This is a genomic window from Roseateles sp. (assembly GCF_044373315.1).
Classification (GTDB): Bacteria; Pseudomonadota; Gammaproteobacteria; order Burkholderiales; family Burkholderiaceae_C; genus JACDQM01.
In genome coordinates, this window is record NZ_JBILQK010000019.1 from 1 (window position 1) to 18,124 (window position 18,124).

At 66.8% G+C, this 18,124-nt stretch carries 13 protein-coding genes; 8 read left to right on the forward strand and 5 right to left on the reverse strand.

Annotation, left to right across the window (positions count from 1 at the left end):
• Positions 1-983 (forward strand): hypothetical protein (locus ACIQ67_RS06800; protein WP_397533605.1); only part of this gene is annotated, 983 nt, incomplete at its 5' end.
• Positions 984-1,004: 21 nt separating this feature from the next.
• Positions 1,005-1,424, forward strand: a complete 420-nt coding sequence (locus ACIQ67_RS06805; RefSeq protein WP_397533606.1) for a hypothetical protein — start codon at positions 1,005-1,007, stop codon at positions 1,422-1,424.
• A 34-nt stretch (positions 1,425-1,458) separates the two neighbouring features.
• On the opposite strand, the gene ilvD is transcribed toward ACIQ67_RS06805, so the two are convergent.
• Entirely contained in the window at positions 1,459-3,318 is a 1,860-nt protein-coding gene (gene ilvD, locus ACIQ67_RS06810; RefSeq protein WP_397533607.1) for a dihydroxy-acid dehydratase, read from the reverse strand.
• 329 nt (positions 3,319-3,647) lie between these two features.
• Between ilvD and ACIQ67_RS06815 the strand changes: the two genes are divergently transcribed.
• Complete coding sequence (locus tag ACIQ67_RS06815; protein ID WP_397533608.1) at positions 3,648-4,784, forward strand: HD-GYP domain-containing protein; 1,137 nt, start codon at positions 3,648-3,650, stop codon at positions 4,782-4,784.
• Positions 4,785-5,237: 453 nt separating this feature from the next.
• Here ACIQ67_RS06815 and ACIQ67_RS06820 read toward each other — a convergent pair whose 3' ends face one another.
• The gene (locus ACIQ67_RS06820; protein WP_397533609.1) at positions 5,238-5,978 is read right to left on the reverse strand and encodes a S41 family peptidase; all 741 of its coding nucleotides are present in this window, start codon (positions 5,976-5,978) and stop codon (positions 5,238-5,240) included.
• Between the two features lie 582 nt (positions 5,979-6,560).
• On the reverse strand, positions 6,561-8,738 hold the full coding sequence (locus ACIQ67_RS06825) for a hypothetical protein (RefSeq protein WP_397533610.1): 2,178 nt from the start codon (positions 8,736-8,738) through the stop codon (positions 6,561-6,563).
• A gap of 133 nt (positions 8,739-8,871) precedes the next feature.
• Between ACIQ67_RS06825 and ACIQ67_RS06830 the strand changes: the two genes are divergently transcribed.
• Positions 8,872-9,741, forward strand: a complete 870-nt coding sequence (locus ACIQ67_RS06830; protein ID WP_397533611.1) for a LysR family transcriptional regulator — start codon at positions 8,872-8,874, stop codon at positions 9,739-9,741.
• Between the two features lie 161 nt (positions 9,742-9,902).
• A complete protein-coding gene (gene gpmI, locus ACIQ67_RS06835) occupies positions 9,903-11,555 on the forward strand; it encodes a 2,3-bisphosphoglycerate-independent phosphoglycerate mutase (RefSeq protein WP_397533612.1) in 1,653 nt (550 codons plus the stop codon).
• A gap of 28 nt (positions 11,556-11,583) precedes the next feature.
• Here gpmI and ACIQ67_RS06840 read toward each other — a convergent pair whose 3' ends face one another.
• Positions 11,584-12,378: an exodeoxyribonuclease III gene (locus ACIQ67_RS06840; RefSeq protein WP_397533613.1), complete on the reverse strand. Its 795-nt coding sequence runs from the start codon at positions 12,376-12,378 to the stop codon at positions 11,584-11,586.
• A gap of 213 nt (positions 12,379-12,591) precedes the next feature.
• Between ACIQ67_RS06840 and ACIQ67_RS06845 the strand changes: the two genes are divergently transcribed.
• The 3 genes from ACIQ67_RS06845 (at position 12,592) to ACIQ67_RS06855 (ending at position 16,311) form a co-directional block, all read left to right on the forward strand.
• Complete coding sequence (locus ACIQ67_RS06845; RefSeq protein WP_397533614.1) at positions 12,592-14,847, forward strand: TonB-dependent receptor; 2,256 nt, start codon at positions 12,592-12,594, stop codon at positions 14,845-14,847.
• A 121-nt stretch (positions 14,848-14,968) separates the two neighbouring features.
• Entirely contained in the window at positions 14,969-15,646 is a 678-nt protein-coding gene (pyrE, locus tag ACIQ67_RS06850) for an orotate phosphoribosyltransferase (RefSeq protein WP_397533615.1), read from the forward strand.
• Positions 15,647-15,669: 23 nt separating this feature from the next.
• Complete coding sequence (locus ACIQ67_RS06855) at positions 15,670-16,311, forward strand: hypothetical protein (RefSeq protein ID WP_397533616.1); 642 nt, start codon at positions 15,670-15,672, stop codon at positions 16,309-16,311.
• A 30-nt stretch (positions 16,312-16,341) separates the two neighbouring features.
• Here the strand turns inward: ACIQ67_RS06855 and ACIQ67_RS06860 are convergent, their stop codons facing one another.
• On the reverse strand, positions 16,342-18,111 hold the full coding sequence (locus ACIQ67_RS06860) for a Wzy polymerase domain-containing protein (protein WP_397533617.1): 1,770 nt from the start codon (positions 18,109-18,111) through the stop codon (positions 16,342-16,344).
• Between the last annotated feature and the right edge of the window lie 13 nt (positions 18,112-18,124).

Consider the following 18,124-nt stretch of genomic DNA (forward strand, 5'->3'; position numbering starts at 1 on the left):
CGCGCGCCCATGCCAAGTTCATGCTGCCGCCGGCCCAAGACGGTGCGGCGAGCGAGCAATCACTGTGGATCAGCATGCCCTACGACGATCCGAGCCCGAACTTTGCCGAGTTCTGGATCGATGGCCTGGACGCTACGGACAACAACGCGCTGGAGATCGAGGTCGGCCCCTCGGGTGGCCCGACAACCCGGCTGCGCTCGGCTGACTCCCACGCTGCGCGTCTGCTGCAAACTCAGGCTGGCACGACGCCTCAGGCGCAGCTGCAGCTATGCACGGCCGACAGACCCTCAGGCGCCAGCCCGCGCCTGCACGCCTGGCTGGGCATCGGCGCGCGCAAGGCGTCCCGGCCGGGCGAAGACGGCGACTGCCTGTGGGGACGCTGGCGCATCACGCTGCGCAATCACGGCCAGCGGCCGCTGCAGATCGGCGCCTGGGTGGCGCGCGACGACCTGCCCGACCTGGGCCGCCAACCGGCGCGCCTGGCCAAGAGCTTTGCCGAGCCCACGCCAGCCAAGCTGATCGCCGAGACCGGCACGCAGAGCACGCTGGCCAGCTGCCGCCAGGCCATCGTTGTCGGTGCCTATCAGTACGAGCCGGAGCTGCAGCGCTACACGCTGTGGCCGCACAGTGCCGGCGGCGGTGCCGATGGCCGCGGGCCCGATGTCTGCGGACCCGGCACCTTGCGCCGCGGCACGCTGCAGGACTGGCTGGGGCCGGTGAGCTTTCTTTCGACCGAGGCGCTTGCGCCCGCCGTCGATCCCTGTGAGCCTGCGCGCGCCGGCACCTCGCTGGCCGCGCCGGTCCTGAGCCGCCGGCTGGCGCTCCTGCTGCAGGAGCACGGCGCAGCCATGCCCCGGTCGGATTTGCTGGCTGCCCTGGCGCAACGCTGGCCCTGCGCACCCATCCCCGATGCGCTGCCGCCTGGCCGGGCTGGGCGATACTGGTTGCCGATGCCAGCCCACGCGCCCCCGCCACACCCTTGATGCGGGCCTGAGGAGTACGCCATGTTCAAGACATCAAGCCGCCAGCGCCGCGAGCACCTGCTGCCATTGCTGCTGGGTGCCGCCGCCGCGCTGGGCGCGCTACCCGCCCACAGCACACCAGGACAGGCGACCGGGCCGATGCAGGACAGTCTCTGCACCAGCTTCCTGCCCGGCGGCGATGGCTGCCTCGGACCCGGCTTCAACACGCCAGGTGTGGTGGCTGAAGCCAAACCCTTGAGCTGGCTCGTGATGGCGCCCCGCGAGGCGCGCAAGCGGCTTCAGGCCCTGCTGGACATGGCGCCGTCGGCCTGCCTGCTCAACGAAGCCGCGCTGCGTGAGGCACTGGCCGACCCCGAGAACACCCGCCTGCCGCTGCCGCAGATTGCGGCAGCGCCGGCCTGCGCCGCAGCGCGCCAGAGCTTGTACAGCCCAGCGCGCTGAAGCGTCCCGGCAGCGTCAGCGGCGGGATTGCCGCTCAGTCTTCCAGCTGCGACAGGTCGCGCACGGCGCCCTTGTCGGCCGACATCACCAGCTTGGCATAGGCCTTCAGCGCAGCCGAGACCTTGCGCGGGCGCGGCAGCGCCGGCTTCCAACCCTTGGCATTCTGCTCAGCGCGGCGACGCGCCAGCTCGTCGTCGGACACCAGCACATCGATGCTGCGGTTCGGGATGTCGATGCGGACGCGGTCGCCGTTCTTCACCAGGCCGATCGCGCCGCCGGCTGCCGCCTCGGGCGAGCAGTGGCCGATCGACAGGCCCGAGGTGCCGCCCGAGAAGCGGCCGTCAGTCAGCAGCGCGCAGGCCTTGCCCAGGCCCTTGCTCTTGATGTAGCTGGTCGGGTAGAGCATCTCCTGCATGCCGGGCCCGCCCTTGGGGCCTTCGTAACGCACCACCACCACATCGCCGGCCTTGACCTTGTCGTCCAGGATGTTGGCCACGGCCTCGTCCTGGCTCTCGACCACATGGGCCGGGCCTTCGAACACCAGCAGCTCGTCATCAACGCCGGCGGTCTTCACCACGCAGCCGTCCAGGGCAATATTGCCGTACAGCACGGCCAGGCCGCCCTCCTGCGAGTAAGCGTGCTCCAGGGACCGGATGCAGCCCTTGGCGCGATCGGTGTCGAGGCTAGGCCAGCGGCTGCTCTGGCTGAAGGCCACCTGGGTCGGAATGCCGCCCGGACCAGCCATGTAGAAGGTCTGGACCGCTTCGCTAGGCGCGCGGGCGATATCCCACTGGTCCAGCGCGTCCTTCATGGTCTTGCTGTGCACGGTGGGCACATCGGTGTGCAGCTTGCCGGCGCGGTCCAGCTCACCCAGGATGGCCATGATGCCGCCGGCGCGGTGCACGTCCTCGATGTGGTACTTGTCGGTATTGGGCGCCACCTTGCACAGCTGCGGCACCACACGCGAGACACGGTCGATGTCCTTCATCGTGAAGTCGATACCGGCCTCCTGCGCGATGGCCAGCAGGTGCAGGATGGTGTTGGTGGAGCCGCCCATCGCGATGTCCAGCGTGATCGCGTTCTCGAAGGCCTTCAGCCCCATCGAACGCGGCAGCACGGTCTCATCCTCCTGCTCGTAGTAGCGCTTGCAGAGCTCGACGGCCAGGTGGCCGGCGCGCTTGAAGAGCTGCTCACGGTCGCCATGCGTGGCCAGCACCGTGCCATTGCCGGGCAGGGACAGGCCCAGCGCCTCGGTCAGGCAGTTCATCGAGTTGGCGGTGAACATGCCCGAGCAGCTGCCGCAGGTGGGGCAGGCCGAGCGCTCGATCTCGGCCAGGTCGGCATCGCTGACCTTGCTGTCGGCGGCCATCACCATCGCATCGACCAGGTCGAGCTTCTTGATCTGCACGGTCTGCGTGCCCGGCACCGCCAGCCGCACCTTGCCGGCTTCCATCGGGCCGCCAGAGACGAACACCACCGGAATGTTCAGCCGCATCGCGGCCATCAGCATGCCCGGGGTGATCTTGTCGCAGTTGGAGATGCACACCATCGCATCGGCGCAGTGGGCATTGACCATGTACTCGACCGAGTCGGCAATCACATCGCGGCTGGGCAGCGAATACAGCATGCCGTCATGGCCCATCGCGATGCCGTCATCCACCGCGATGGTGTTGAATTCCTTGGCCACGCCACCGGCCGCCTCGATCTCGCGCGCCACCAGCTGGCCCAGGTCCTTCAGATGCACATGGCCGGGCACGAACTGGGTGAAGGAGTTGACGACAGCAATGATGGGCTTGCTGAAGTCGTCATCCTTCATGCCCGTGGCGCGCCACAGCGCGCGGGCGCCGGCCATGTTTCGTCCGGCGGTGGTGGTCTTGGAACGGTATGCAGGCATGGAAGAAACCCGTGGCGTTGATGATCGGAGGGAAAGTGGGGGTGGATAGGCAGGGCCGTGGCCCCTGCCGCATTTCGTCCGATTTTGACCCAGCTGGCAAGACCTACGCCCTGCGGGCTCATCACGGGGACTTTTCAGCATGCCCACAAACGCATTGCGAGGCCGGATCCCGACAGACCCGCAACAGATTCCCCTGGGCCCGGGCGAGAGGCGCCCAATCGTCGACACAGTTGTTGCGTCGGCACCGAATTTGCGACGATCGGACTCAAGTGCGCCATCAGGGAACCGATGTAGAGTGTTCCGGCTAACCGTAGACCTTCCCAGCCCTGATGCGCTTTTGCTCCCTCTCGTCCGTCAAGAATCGCATCGTGCTCGGCGAGCCGCTGCCCTTCAGCGTGCGCGATGCGAGCCGCCTGCTGCTGCTGGCGCGCGGCCAGATCATCATGGACGAAGCCCAGCTGGACGAGCTGTTTCAGCGCGGCGCCCTGGTCGAGATCGAGGAGCTGGCCGGTGCGGTGCAGCAGCCGACCAAGCGCGAAACCCCGGAGCAGCGCCTCGCCCGCCTGCCCTCTGACTGGCTGCGCACAAGCCAGGATGTGAGACAGGCACTCACCGCGCCGACGGCGCAGATGGCCGCCGCGCTCCACAGCTCCACCGACCTGCTGCTCTCGCTGATCGATCAGGCCCCTGATGTGGCGCTGTCCCAGGTGGTGCGCCAGCCCGAGTCCGGCGACGGCCATTACGGCGTCAACCATTCCATCCATGCCGCCACGGCTTGCCATGCGGCCGCACGCTATCTCGGCTGGTCGCCCGCCGACCAGCGCCGCGCCTTTCAGGCCGCCTTGTCGATGAATGTGGCAATGGTCGACCTGCAGGCCAGGCTGTCCACCCAGGTCTCGCCCCTGACGGCCAAGCAGCGCGAGACCATCAACGAGCACCCGACCCGCGGCGTGGAGATGCTGCGTGAAGCGGGCATCACCGACGAGCTCTGGCTCGACGCCGTGCTGACGCACCACGAACTGCCCGATGGCTCGGGCTACCCGAATGGCAGCAGCGAGGTCGGCGAGCTGGCTGAGATGCTGCGCTTTGCCGATGTCTACACGGCGCGGCTCAGCGCCCGGGCCAACCGGCCCGCCATGAGCGCCCAGCAAGCCGGTCGCGAGCTGCACCAGATGGCCGACTCCAGCCCCCTGGCGGCCGCGCTGATCAAGGCCTTCGGCATCTTCCCGCCCGGCAGCCTGGTGCGCCTGGCCTCGGGCGAGCTGGGCCTGGTGGTGCGCAACGGCGAGAAGGCCTACCGCCCCCTGGTGGCCACGCTCACCAACGCCTCCGGCGAGCCGCGCCTGACGCCACTTATGCGTGATAGCGCCCGCGACGAGCATGCGGTGGTGGCCCTGCTGTCGGCACAGTCAATGCCGATGCGCCTGACCGACGAGCGCGTGGCCAGCCTGATTGGCGCGCGCTAAAACCGCCCCCGAGCGCCTCGGCTGCCTGGCCCCAGCCTAAACTCATCCAGCGGCTAGATCAGGTGCGGTGACATCCAGAAGCGCGGCCACGTGTCTTTGCGTGCCCTGCCAATCCTGGGGCTCAAATTGGCCCTGATGACGGCACACAAGCGAAGGACTCAATCAGCCTTGGGTTCGTTCAACTCAAGGAGCGCGTTGGCTGGCGAAGGACCGTGGTGGCGCTGGCCAGCACGAACGCACGAATCTTTGGGTGCGTCATGACAAGAGGTGATCGAGTTGATCCTCACCACGTGCCCAAGTGGACACTGACCGGCCATGAGCTTGCCCCAACATGAAACACGCAAGCAGCATTTGACGGGCGGGCGTGCACGGTAGTACTGACAGGTCAGACCAGCGGGCTGGCGAACTCGATAACCCTACTGCAACACCACGCGTTGGTTGGGCCTCATGGCTTTAGGGCGCAAGGTGTTTCATTGCAGCCGTGACCCAGCCATCGATTCCATTACTTGGCGCTTCACCACCCAAGGCGACCAGTCCAACATCGACTTCCAAGCCAATGCCTTCCCATGTGCGATCCTGGGTGTCGTGCAGAGTCCCGACCCACATTTTGAGCACTCGATCCTTGCGCGTGAGCCTCTGGAGTGCATAGTTGGCTGCCGTCCCTGCCGTCCTAGATCCCATTAGATCTGCTGAGCGATTCAGACGTAGGCCCTGCGCGAATAACTCTGCGCCGGAGGCGGTCTTCCCATCTACTAGGATCGCGAGTCGGGCTTGCTGCAAGTCTGCGGCCAACCATGCGGGAATGGAGCGCTCCCGTCCTGGTGAAACCACTGCCCTCAATGGAGTGTCCGCGCTACCGCGTGTGTAACCGAGCAGTCCTCCATTCATGAACAGTGAGCCTGTTTCTTCAACGTCCTGAAGTACGCCACCACCACATCCGCGAAGGTCAATGATGACGTTGCGAATGCGTTGATCAAGTGCGAGTCCGCGTAATTGCGAACTTATTGCCGCATACGCACTTGGGCTAAAGGTTTGAATGGAGACAAGAAGCACATCTGCGCGGACGCGCTTGACGACCGGGGCCTCTGGCTTTGGACGCGAAGCAATCAGTGCCTTCGCTTCTACATCGTTGATATAGAAGTTGCCGGGCTCTAGCGTCCTGGCTGCGGCGTCAATGCAGACGTCATACTTCATTGCCAGAGAGAGTTCCGGCGGACGAGCGGCGACGGCGTTCTGACATGCCTGAGCAAGTAGCGGAACTGAGAACGGCTCGAACCGCGATCGCGACGCAATGCCAACGAAGACCCGCCACTCCGCTGATTCAGAAATATCCTCAGGAAGACGCTCAACCGCAGACGTGGTTGCAGAGGGCGTAGCGCAGCCCCCGAGTACGAGAGTGGCTAGAGCAACCAGCGGACAGAGAGCCACGCGCATGTTCATGAGAACCTGTCCAAAGGTCACCCGCGTAGCCGCAGGCCGGGTGCATGCGGCTGCTGCGAGGTGACTTGGACGAATGGAGTAAATAGCGCTCATTGTGCGCGTCTTTGAAGCTCCTTGAGTCGGGCTGAACCCGCATTGGGTGCGCCAGGGGCGCTGGTGCCAAGCCCAGGCACTTCCCTCATCCTCGCCACTCGCACCGGGCAAGCTTCTCGAGCTTGTGCGCCAGGCAGAACGGCTGCCACTGCGTGTTCACCCTGGCCTGACCCCAGCTGAGCATCGCCGTGCAGCCGGGACTGGCGCGGCGCGCCGGTCAGGGCGGCGCCGCGCCAGCGGCGTTCAGCGGCGCAGGTTGACCCAAAGGCTGTTGCGCGCGGTGCTGTTGGCCACGTCGTTCTGCGCCCAGGCGCAGACAGCTGCACCTGCCGCGTTCATGGCGCAGGGCACGCCAGCCTTGACCTCGCCGGCGCCGGTCTCCAGCAGCGCCTGCGCGCTCCACACGCCACTCGCCGGCAATTCGCGGACGTAGAGGTTCTGCGTCGCGTCGGTCGGGTTGGGCCACTGCGTCGGGGCGCGGTACACCAGCAGGGCGCGGCCGTCGCGGTCGATGCCCAGGAAGTGGCCAGCGCTGTAGCTGTTGACCTGGCTGGGGGCGCCGAGCCCGCCGGCCGCCGTGACACTCAGGGCCTTGACGGCAAAGATGCCCGAGTCCCAGGCCAGCACCGCGCGGCCGTCGGGTGCCATGGCCAGCCGGATACGTGCGTTGAAGGTGCTCTCCACCTGGCCGGCATCGATCTCGGTCGCCGAGCCCCAGCTGTTGCTGGCCGCGCTGAACCGGTTCACGAACAACGAGTTGGCCTGGTGCCAGGCAGCCATGGCATTGCCGTTCGCGTCCATGACCACGCGGGGCGCGCTGTCGCGAACCGGCGTGAACAGCTCTTCGATGCGCACCGGCGCCTGCCAGCTGCCGCCGCTGAAGCGCGCGGCCTTCATGCTGTCATTAGCATCGCCCGCATTGCGCTCGCGCCAGACGGCCATCATCGTGCCACCGCTGCTCAGCGCCAGATGGGGGCTGCGCGTGGTCTCGCTGGTTTGGCTGATGTTGGTCCAGGCGGCCCACTGGCTGCTGCCGGCCGCCAGCCGGCTGTAAAGCACATTGCCACCGACGCCTAGCAGGTGCACCTGGCCGCTGGCGTCGATCTTCGCGTCGCCGAGCGTGCCGCCGCTGCTGTTGGCTGGCAGGAAGGCCGTGGCCGACCAGCTGGCGGTCGCGCTGAAGCGCCGCGTCTCGAAGTTGTGGCGGATCCAGGTGGCGTTGCCGGCATCGTCCATCAGCAGCACACCGGTAACGAGGTCCACCGAGCTGCTGGACGTGCTCAGGCCAGGCACCACCACTGGCGCCTGCCAGCCCTGCTCGGCCACATAGCGGCGCGAGAACACCTTGCGCGTGCTGCCGCCCGGCGTGCCGTCCGACTGCTCCCACAGCACCAGTGCATTGCCGGCGCTGTCGATGGCCGTCAAGGCGAGCGTGTCTGCGAAGGTGTTGGTATCGGCGACGTTGAAGTCGTTGCTGTTCTCCAGCAGCGCAGCCGCGCCCCAGGCACGCACCGGTGCGCTGGCCGCGACGAACTGCGCACTGACCTGGCGTGCCTCGCTCATGCCGACCGTGCAGCTGCCGGCGCTGCCACTGCAGGCACCGCCCCAGGCCTGCAGCACCTGCCCCTGGGCCGGCACGGCGCTCAGCACGACCTGGGTGCCGGGCGCAAAGCTGGCACTGCAGTTGCCGCTGTTGCCCCCGCTGCAGCTGAGGCCCACCGGCTGAGAGTTCACCGTGCCCTGGCCGCTGACCGTCAGCGACAAGGCCAGGTTGGCCGTCTGCGCGACGAAGCTGGCACTGACCGTGCGTGCCTCGCTCATGGTCAGCGTGCAGCGGTTGCCGCTGGTGCCGGCGCAGGCACCGCCCCAGGACTCCAGCCGCTGGCCGTCGTCCGGCGTCGCCGTCAGCACCACTTGGGTGCCGGCATCAAGCTCCAGAATGCAGGTGCGGCCGCACAAGATACCCGCAGGTTGCGAGGTGACCGTGCCCAGCCCGCTGGTGCTGACGGTCACTTTGTGACGGGTGGGCACGGCCACGAAACTGGCCGTCACCTGTCGCGCCTCCTTCATGCCCACGGTGCAAGTGGCTGCGCTGCCGCTGCACGCACCGCCCCAGGCCTGCAATGCATGGCCGGCGGCCGGCGTAGCGGTGAGCGTGATGTCGGTGTTGGTGGGGATGTTGGTGCTGCAGGCTGTACCGCCATTGCCGCACTGGATGGTGCCCGAGGAGCTGGTCACCGCACCGGTGCCGCTCACGCTGACCGACAGTGTCTGCGTGACGGGGTCAGGCCCTGCGCTGTCCTTGCCGCCACCACCACCGCAGGCGGCGAGCGAAGCCAAGAGCCCCAGCAGTGCGGCCGCCAGCCCATGGCGCAGCAGTGATCGAGGGTGGGGCTTGGGAAGAGGATGGGGTGGATGCATGGTGGCAATCGGCGACGAAGTTGAACAAGACGGCTGGCGCCGGCGCAACGCCGGCCCTTTGCTGATGCCGATGCTATCCATGCAAGAATGATCACATTGGCGTTGTTTTTGAATCTTTCAAATACGTTTTTGTATGGATCAAATCGACTGGAATCAGCTTCGTGCCTTTCTTCATGCCGCCGACGCCGGCTCGATGTCGGCCGCGGCGCGGCAGCTTGGCCTCTCGCAACCGACACTGAGTCGGCAGGTCGCCGCCATCGAACAGCACCTGGGCGTGGCCCTGTTCGAGCGCATCGGCCGGTCCCTGCAGCCCACCGCGACCGGCCTGGCGCTGCTGGAGTACGCACGCAGCATGGGGGCTGCGGCGGAGGAGCTGAGTCTTGCCGCCAACGGCCACTCCAAGGCCATTGATGGCGTGGTCAGCATCTCGGCCAGCGACATGGTGGCGGCCTGGCTGCTGCCCCCGCTGCTGCGCCCCTTGCTGGAGCAGGCGCCCGGACTGCGGATCGAGATCGTCACCACCAACGAGCTGTCCGACTTGCGCCGACGCGAAGCCGACATTGCCGTGCGCCATGTGCGGCCGAGCGAGCCCGAGCTGATTGGCCGCCTGCTGCGCGAAACCACCGCGAGCTTCTATGCCTCGCAGGACTGGGTGCGCCGCAACGGCCACCCACGCGCAGCCGCTGAGGCCAAGACGGCTCGCTTCATCGGAGCCGACCGCCAGGATCGCTACCTCGGCTATCTGCAAGCCCATGGCCTGCCACTCACTGATCAGGCCTTCAGCTGCTACGCCGAGAATTCCTGCACTGGCTGGGCCATGGTGCGCCAGGGCCTGGGCATTGGCGCCATGATGGACGAGATTGCCAGCCAATGCCCCGATGTGGTCCGCGTGCTCGACGACGTTCCCCCGGTTCAGTTCCCGATCTGGCTGGTCACCCACCGCGAACTGCGCACGTCCCGCCGCATCCGAATGGTGTTCGACCTGCTGGCCGAGACCTTGTGAGGGCCCAGCACAGCGGTTCAGCCCAGCGATGGCACCGTCCACGCCATCTTGGACAATAGCGCGCTTGTCGCAGCGGGTTCTGATGCGTCTGATGACGCCGGAGCTTGCCGTTTGGGCCGTCTGCTGCGACGCGCGCTCACTCCATTTCCCAAGTGACCCCCATGCTGCAAACACAACAAGCCCTCTCCAAGACCGCCGCCTCCATCGGCCCCGTCGTGCTGATCGTCATGGACGGCTACGGCATTTCCAAGACCGGCGTGGGCAGTGCCATTGCAGCCGCCAACAAGCCGACGCTGGATCGCCTGTTCGCCCGGTACCCGAACATCGAGCTGCGCGCCCATGGCACCGCCGTCGGCATGCCCTCGGACGACGATATGGGCAACTCCGAGGTGGGCCACAACGCGCTGGGCGCCGGGCAGGTCTATGCCCAGGGCGCGGCACTGGTGGCCGACTCGATCGCCTCGGGCGCGCTCTGGCAGGGCCAGGCCTGGCAGGAAATCGTGGCCTCGGCCAAGGCGGGCAACGGCCGCATCCATTTCATCGGCCTGCTGTCCGACGGCAATGTGCACAGCCACATCGACCACCTCAAGGCCATGGTGCTGCGCGCCAAGCAGGAAGGCGTCAAGACAGTGCGCGTGCATGCGCTGATCGACGGCCGCGATGTGCCGGAGACCAGTGCGCTGGACTATGTCGTGCCCTTCGAGGCCCTCCTGGCCGAGCTGAGCGTCGATGGCTTCGATGCGCGCATCGCCTCCGGCGGCGGTCGCCAGAACATCACGATGGACCGCTATGACGCCAACTGGCCGATGGTGGAAAAGGGCTGGAAGACCCATGTGCTGGGCCAGGGCCAGCAGTTCGCCAATGCCACCGCCGCCATCCAGGGCCTGCGTGAACAGCACCCGGGTGTGATCGATCAAGACCTGCCGGAATTCGTGATCGCTGAAAACGGCCAGCCGATTGGCACGATCGAAGACGGCGATGCCGTCGTGCTGTTCAACTTCCGCGGCGACCGTGCCCTCGAGATCACGCTCGCCTTCGAGAATGCCGCCTTCGACAAGTTCGACCGTCAGCGCACGCCCAAGGTCACCTACGCCGGCATGCTGCAGTACGACGGCGACCTGAAGCTGCCGGCGCGCTTTCTGGTGGCGCCGCCCGCGATCAAGAACACCTCGGGCGAATGGTTCAGCAAGATGGGCATCACCCAGTTCGCCTGCTCGGAAACCCAGAAGTTCGGCCATGTGACCTACTTCTGGAACGGCAACCGCTCAGGCAAGTTCGACGGCGAGACTTACCTCGAAGTGCCCAGCGATGTGGTGCCCTACGAGGAGCGCCCCTGGATGAAGGCCGCCGAGATTACCGACGCGATGATCGCGGCGCTGCAGAGCGGCAAGTTCAAGGTGCTGCGCTGCAACTTCGCCAATGGCGACATGGTCGGCCACACCGGCAACTTCCGCGCCGCCACGATGGCGGTGGAGGCGGTGGACCTGGCCCTGGGCCGCCTGCTGAAGGCGGTGGACGCCGCCGGCGGCGTGGCGCTGATCACCGCCGACCACGGCAATGCCGATGAGATGTATGAGCTGGACAAGAAGACCCAGCAGCCTTCGCAGAACAAGGACGGCAGCTTCAAGGCCAAGACCGCCCATACGCTCAACCCGGTGCCGCTGATCCTGTATCAGAACATCCCGGGCCTGAGCTTGGGCCTGCAGCAGACGCCCAAGGCCGGCCTGTCCAATATCGCGGCCACCACCGCCAACCTGCTGGGCTTCGACCGGCACCCGGCCTGGGATGAGAGCCTGCTGAGCGTCGGTCAGTGAAGGCCGCCGCCCAGGTGGCGGCACGCCCTCAAATCTTGAAGTCGTAGTCCACCGTCAGCGGCGCGTGGTCGCTGAACTTCTGTGCCTTGTAGATGGAAGCGCTGCTGGCCAGCGCGGCCAGCTTGGGGGTGGCGAAGTGATAGTCGAGGCGCCAGCCCACGTTCTTGGCATAGGCCTGGCCGCGGTTGCTCCACCATGTGTAGCACTCGTCCGTCGTGTCGGGGTGCAGCTGGCGGTAGACATCCACCAAGCCGCCCTGCTCAGAGCCGAACAGCTGATCCAGCCAGGCGCGCTCCTCGGGCAGGAAGCCTGAGTTCTTCAGGTTGCCCTTCCAGTTCTTCAGGTCGGCTTCCTTGTGGGCAATGTTGACGTCAGCCACGAGGATGAACTCGCGCTCGGCCTTCAGCGCCATCAGGTGCGGGAACATCGCGTCCAGAAAACGGAATTTGGCCTCCTGGCGCTCGGGGCCGCTGCTGCCGCTGGGAAAGTAGCAGCTGATCAAGCTGAGCTTGCGGCCCGGCTTGTCGAAGCGCTTCTCGATATAGCGGCCCTCGTCATCGAACTCCTGCACTCCGATGCCGGTGATGATGTCGCTGGGAGTCTCGCGGGTATAGAGCCCCACGCCCGAATAGCCCTTCTTCTGCGCGTAGTGGAAATGGCCCTTCAGGTCGGCCGGGCTGCAGAACACGCCGTCCACATGCTCGTCCTGCGCCTTCACCTCCTGCACACCCAGAACATCGGCCTGCTGCGTCGGCAGCCAGTCGAAGAAACCCTTGGTGGCAGCGGAACGGATGCCGTTGAGATTGGCGGTGATGAATCGCATGGTGCTGGGTTCAGAGGGTTCGCAGGGCGGGGCCGCAGTATCGCAGCGCTGCCGAAACCGCAAGTGCGAGAGGCGCCAAGGCAACAACCCGGCGTCTCATCCGGGCTTGGGGTAGCAGCCCGGCACGTCAATTGCTAGATTCTCAGCATCAGGCTAGCAAACGTTTGCTGCCTGTTTGCAGTCACTTTTGCGCCTCACATTAGGAGCCGTCCCATGCCCAGCCCGTCCAGCCCCGCCCGTCCCCGTCCGCACACCGTCGCCCTGGCCATCGCCATGGCGCTGTCCGCCTGGCCCGCCACTCAGGCCTTGGCCCAGGAGAGCAAACCTGCTGACAAGAGCCAGCTGGAAACCGTGGTCGTCACCTCCGAGCGCCGCGCCGAGAACATCAAGGACGTGCCCAACGCCGTCTCCACGCTCAGTGGCGAGAAGCTCGATGTGCTGAACTCCAGCGGCCAGGACATCCGCTTCCTGTCCGGCCGCGTGCCGAGTCTGAACATCGAATCGTCGTTTGGCCGCGCCTTCCCGCGCGCCTACATCCGCGGGCTGGGCAACACCGATTTCCGCCTCAACGCCTCGCAGCCCGTCTCGCTGATCTATGACGACGTTGTGCAGGAGAACCCCATCCTGAAGGGCTTTCCGGCCTTCGACCTGAAGAACGTCGAAGTGATCGCCGGTCCGCAGGGCACGCTGTTCGGCCGCAACACGCCGGCCGGTGTCATCAAGTTCGAGTCGGTCAAGCCGTCCAAGAAGCAGGAGGGTTATTTCAACGTCTCCTACGGCACCTACGGCACAGCCAATGTGGAAGGCGCCTTCAACCTGCCGATGGGCGGCGACTGGGCCGCCCGCATTTCGGCTCAGGTCCAGCAACGCGACGACTGGGTCAAGAACCAGGTGCCCAACGCGGCGACCAAGGAGACCGAGGGCTACAACGACCGCGCCGTGCGCCTCCAGGCCCTCTACGAGCCGAGCAAGGACTTCAGCGCGCTGTTCAACCTGCACAACCGCGAACTCAAGGGCTCGCCGCGCATGTTCCGCTCCAGCATCATCAAGCCGGGCAGCAACAGCGAGCTGGTGGCTGGTTTCGACCCCGCCAAGGTCTATTTCGACGGCCTCAACACCCAGACACTGCACGCGACCGGCGGCAGTGCCAAGCTGAAGTGGGCCTTCAACGGCTTCAACCTGAACTCGATCACAGCCATCGAGACCGTGCAGCCCTTCAGCCGCGCCGACGTGGACGGCGGCCACATCCTGCGCGTCATCCCCAGCAACTTCAAGCTGCCGCCCTATGACAAGGAAGGTGAGGTGTTCTTCCCGGTCGAGACCTCGGACGCCCTCAAGGGCCACCGCCAGCTGAGTCAGGAACTGCGCGCCGAATCGACAGCCACCGGCCCGCTGCGCTGGCAGGGCGGCCTGTACCTGTTCGACGAGCGCTATGACATGGTGCAGGTGGACTACCTCGCCCCGCCGGCCAGCTCGACCGTCGTGACCCGCCAGACCAACAAGGCCTGGGCGCTGTTCGGCTCGGTCAACTACCAGCTCAGCCCGCAGCTCAATATGCGCGCCGGCCTGCGCTACACGCAGGACAAGAAAGACCTGGCTCTGCTGTCCGGCACCGTCAACACCGGCAATGGCACCGCTGCCAGCACCGACGACAACAAGGTGAGCTGGGATGTCTCGGGCACCTACGCGCTGAGCAAGGGCACCAACCTCTATGCGCGCGTCGCCACCGGCTTCCGCGCCGCGTCGATCTACCCGGCAGACGGCTTCGGTCCTCTGAGCAAGGCACGCCCGGAAAACGTCACTTCCTATGAAGCCGGTGTGAAGTCCGACTTCTGGGACCGCCGTGCCCGCCTGTCGGCGAATGTCTTCTCCTACAAGGTCACCGATCAGCAACTGACCGCCGTGGGTTCGACCAGCAACACCAACACCCTGCTGAATGCCAGCAAGGCTACCGGCCAGGGCTTCGAGATCAACCTGGACCTGCTGCCCACTGACAACCTGCTGTTGACCCTGGCGGCCAGCTACAACGACACCAAGATCAAGGATCCCAACCTGTTCGACGTTCGCCCCGGCAGCGGCGCCATCCCGATTGGCAAGCCTGATGCACAGGGTCGCTATAGCCTCTATGGCAACCCGCTGCCCAACGCGCCGAAGTGGATCGCCAACGTGACGGCCCGTTACGGCATGCCCTTGGCCGACGGCAGCGAGGTCTACGTCTATACCGACTGGGCCTACCGCTCCAAGATCAACTTCTTCCTGCTGCCCTCGGTGGAATTCACCGGCAAGTCGCTGCTTGAAGGCGGCCTGCGCGTGGGCTATGTCTGGAATAACGGCAAGTACGAAGTCGCCGGCTTTGGCCGCAACATCACCAACAAGGTGGTGGTCAACGGCGCCATCGCCTTCAACAACCTGACCGGCTTCATCAACGACCCCCGCACCGTCGGCGTGCAGTTCAAGGCGCTGTTCTAAAGAAAGGCCGCTGCAGCCCCGCAAGACCTGACCCCCAAAAGAGGGTTGGGTCAGACCGGAAACGGCCCAGGGTGCGCCGCCTACAATGCGGCGCACCCTGATCTGCTTCTGCCCGACGCCCATGAACACCGCTGTATCGCCCGACCCCCTGGCCCAGGACTTTGTTGCCTTTGCGGTCGACGCGGGCGTGCTGCGTTTCGGCGAGTTCAAGACCAAGGCTGGACGGCTCAGCCCCTACTTCTTCAACGCCGGCCTGTTTGACGACGGCGCCAAGCTGGGTCGGCTGGCGCAGTTCTATGCGCAGCGCCTGCTGGCCTCGGGCCTGCAGTTCGACATGATCTTCGGCCCGGCCTACAAGGGCATCACCCTGGCCGCGGCGCTGTCCATCGAGCTGGCGCGCCTGGGCCACAACAAGCCCTTCGCCTACAACCGCAAGGAAGCCAAGGACCACGGCGAAGGCGGCACGCTGGTCGGCGCGCCAGTGCGCGGCCGCGTGCTGATTATCGACGACGTGATCTCCGCCGGCACCTCGGTGCGCGAGTCGATCGCGATGATCACCGCCGCTGGCGCCACGCCCTGCGGCGTGACCATCGCGCTGGACCGTCAGGAAAAGGCCGCAGAAGGCGGTGTCGACATGGCCTGGTCGGCGGTGCAGTACGTCACACAGCAACTGGGCTTGCCGGTTGTCTCGATTGCCGGGCTGGCCGACTTGCTGCAGTATCTGCAAACCACCAGCAACCCCGCCGCCGCCAGCCACTCGGCCGCCGTGCAGGCCTATCGCGAACGCTACGGAGTGTGATGCGAGCTCAGATCTGCCGCCCCATGGTCCAGGCCCTGTGCCTGGCTGCCGCGTCCAGTGCCAGCCTCCCGGCCTGGGCAGCCAGCGGCGGCACGATCTTCACCTGCACCACGGCAGACGGTCGGCGTCTGACCTCGGACCGCCTGATCCACGAGTGCAACGAGCGCGAACAGCGCATCCTGAACCCGGACGGCTCGCTGCGTGCTGTTGTGCCGCCGGCCATGTCCCCAGAGGAGCGCGCCGCCCATGAGGCGCGCCAGCGCAAGCTGGCCGCTGAACGCGCCGCCCAGCAGGACGCGGTGCGGCGCGACCGCAACCTGATGATGCGCTTCCGCGACGAGCCCGCGCACCAGCTGGCACGCGACGCGGCGCTGGACGATGTGAAGAAGTCGATGCAGATCTCCGAGCGCCGCATCGAGGAACTCGCCAAGGAACGCAAGCCCCTGCTCGACGAGGCCGAGTTCTACAAGGGCAAGGCGCTGCCGGCCAAGCTCAAGCAGCAGCTGGATGCCAACGATGCGGCCACCGAGGCGCAGCGCGTGCTGATCGACAACCAGAAGGCCGAGCTGGTGCGCGTCAACAGGCTCTACGACGTCGAGCTGGCACGCCTGAAGCGCCTGTGGGCCGGCGCCGCGCCGGGCACGCTGGACGGCCCGATCAAGTAAGAGCCGCTCGAACTCGATGCCTGCGCGGCTTCAGCGCATCTCCTGCCAACGGTAGACGCGCTGCGGCGGCTCACATTGCAGAGGGCGCGGCTTGGCCACATCGGCCATATCCACCGCATCACACAGCTTGAGCCAGTCGGCGCCCGCGCCGGTCGGCCGGAACTCGCGCAGGCGCTGCGCCACATGGCGCGCGCGGTCCACATCGCCGCTGGCCTGCAGCGACTGCGCCCAGCTCATCATCAGCCGCACATCGATCAGGTTGTGCGCCGTGCGCCGGGTGGCCGCCAGAGCCTCGGTGCCCGGGCCGAAGCTTGTGGCCGCCGCATAGTCGGCCTGGGTCGAGAAGAACAGGCTGCGCTGGCCGCGCTCGATGCGCTGAGTCAGCGGCTTGGCATTGGCGGGCGGCGAGTAGATCTCAACCACGCGCAGATAGTCCCAGGCCGCGAATACGCTGCCCGCCGCCAGCAGCAGGCCGGCCGCACGCCACAGCGGCGCCGACGGAGCCTGCCCGACACGCCGCGCGGCCGCACCCGCCTCCGCCTGCGGCGCCAACCCCAGGCCCAGCGCAAAGGCAGTGGGCAGCAGGAAGTAGGCATACCAGAGTGGGTACTCCAGCAGGCTGTGCAGGCCGATCGTCAGCACCAGCATGAAGGCGCTGCGCAGCAGCACCGCCGGCTCGCCCTGTGCCCGCACGCTGGCACGCCAGACCCGCCACAGCGATAGCGACAGCAGACCCAGCACCAGCACGCCCAGCGGCCAGCCCAGCTCGACCAGCAGCTGCATCGGCAGGTTATGGCTGTGGTCGAAGAACGCAATCGGCCGGTCGGGGAAGGGCGTCATCGTCCAGGCGAGGTTGAACTCGCCCCAGCCCACGCCCGTCCAAGGATGCGCCATCAGCAGCGCCCAGCTGTTGCGCAGGATGGCCATGCGCGAGGGCGAGCCGGCGCCTTCGACCAAGCGCGATTCGGCGCCGAAGGCATGCGCGCCCAGATGCGCCCAGGCCCACATCAGCCCCCAGGCGGCGGCCAGCATTAGCGGCGTGGCCAGCAGCGCCAGACGCGCCGCGCGCGACAGCTTGCGGTCCAGCGCACCCCAGGCCGCCAGCACCAGCACGCCCAGCATGCCGGTGCGCGAGGCGCTCAGGATGATGGTAAACACGAAGACGAACAGCAGAGCCGGCAGCGCCACCCGGCTGCCGCCCAGGCGCGGCAGCCGGCCGGACTCGGCCAGCCACAGCGCGGCCACGCAGGCCCACATCATCAAACTGGACAGGTGGTTGGGCTGGCGCAGATTGCCCACCGCGCGGCCGACGATGCCGGAGCGCGCGATCAGCGTGCCGTCCGCCAGGTTCGGGAAGAAAACCTGGATCAGGCTGATCACCACGCTGGCCAGGCCGACGGCCAGCAAGGCCCAGCAGAAGGCCGCCCACCAGGGCAGCGCATCAGCGGGCCGCAGCCGGCTGGCAGCGGACAGCACCCAGCAGGCCGCCGCCAGCAGCGCGGAGCTGCACAGCGCCAGCGACAGCGGCAGGCCGGTCCACAGCGGCGATGCCAGCGCCGCGGCCAGCAAGAGCAGCGTGGCGAGCTGGGCCGCACCGGCACCGCCGCCCTGGCCGCGCTGCGCCGTGCCGATTGGCATCAGCATCAGCACCACGCCCCAGCCGGCCAGCGCGGCCAACTGGTTGAACAGCGTGGCATTGGGCGTGAGATTGAAGGCGATCAGCGGCGCCAGCGTGCAGGCGGCCAGCATGGCCACAAGCGCCGCGCTACTGCCGGCGGAATGAGAGGGCGTGATGCGCATGGGGCCGCATCAT

Excerpts from the sequence above, each read along its gene's own strand:
- gpmI (WP_397533612.1), top strand. The coding sequence starts at position 9,903 with ATGCTGCAAACACAACAAGCCCTCTCCAAGACCGCCGCCTCCATCGGC.
- ACIQ67_RS06855 (WP_397533616.1), top strand. The coding sequence starts at position 15,670 with ATGGTCCAGGCCCTGTGCCTGGCTGCCGCGTCCAGTGCCAGCCTCCCG.
- ACIQ67_RS06805 (WP_397533606.1), top strand. The coding sequence starts at position 1,005 with ATGTTCAAGACATCAAGCCGCCAGCGCCGCGAGCACCTGCTGCCATTG.
- ACIQ67_RS06840 (WP_397533613.1), bottom strand. The coding sequence starts at position 12,378 with ATGCGATTCATCACCGCCAATCTCAACGGCATCCGTTCCGCTGCCACC.
- ACIQ67_RS06820 (WP_397533609.1), bottom strand. The coding sequence starts at position 5,978 with ATGAAGTATGACGTCTGCATTGACGCCGCAGCCAGGACGCTAGAGCCC.
- ACIQ67_RS06825 (WP_397533610.1), bottom strand. The coding sequence starts at position 8,738 with ATGCATCCACCCCATCCTCTTCCCAAGCCCCACCCTCGATCACTGCTG.
- ACIQ67_RS06860 (WP_397533617.1), bottom strand. The coding sequence starts at position 18,111 with ATGCGCATCACGCCCTCTCATTCCGCCGGCAGTAGCGCGGCGCTTGTG.
- pyrE (WP_397533615.1), top strand. The coding sequence starts at position 14,969 with ATGAACACCGCTGTATCGCCCGACCCCCTGGCCCAGGACTTTGTTGCC.
- ACIQ67_RS06830 (WP_397533611.1), top strand. The coding sequence starts at position 8,872 with ATGGATCAAATCGACTGGAATCAGCTTCGTGCCTTTCTTCATGCCGCC.
- ACIQ67_RS06845 (WP_397533614.1), top strand. The coding sequence starts at position 12,592 with ATGCCCAGCCCGTCCAGCCCCGCCCGTCCCCGTCCGCACACCGTCGCC.
- ACIQ67_RS06815 (WP_397533608.1), top strand. The coding sequence starts at position 3,648 with ATGCGCTTTTGCTCCCTCTCGTCCGTCAAGAATCGCATCGTGCTCGGC.
- ilvD (WP_397533607.1), bottom strand. The coding sequence starts at position 3,318 with ATGCCTGCATACCGTTCCAAGACCACCACCGCCGGACGAAACATGGCC.